1 protein-coding gene is annotated in these 254 nt (G+C 30.3%); it reads left to right on the forward strand.

Features of this window, described 5'->3' with window-relative positions; all coding sequences use genetic code 11:
* Positions 1-26: 26 nt before the first annotated feature.
* Complete coding sequence (locus QMG30_RS24965) at positions 27-224, forward strand: hypothetical protein (protein WP_281819950.1); 198 nt, start codon at positions 27-29, stop codon at positions 222-224.
* The last annotated feature ends 30 nt before the right edge of the window (positions 225-254 follow it).

Genomic DNA, 254 nt, shown 5'->3' on the forward strand with positions numbered 1-254 from the left:
ATAATAAATGACGTAAGGTACTTATTATGAAGACACCTAAGCTAAAAGTATCTATAACTTATTATTTCGGCATCTGTAAATTAATAACAAGTATTTTCTTGCAAAATGAAGCTTTAGGTGTTATAATCTCGTTTTTGACACTTGTAGAGAAGAAAAAACTCGCAGGCCCTTTTAAAATAAGGTTTTGCGAGCTTTTTGGTTGTGCTGAAAAGTGCGTACCATGAACTATTTTTTAGTAGTTCTAAAAATTTCTT

The sequence above is a fragment of the Vallitalea longa genome (assembly GCF_027923465.1).
Lineage (GTDB): Bacteria > Bacillota > Clostridia > Lachnospirales > Vallitaleaceae > Vallitalea > Vallitalea longa.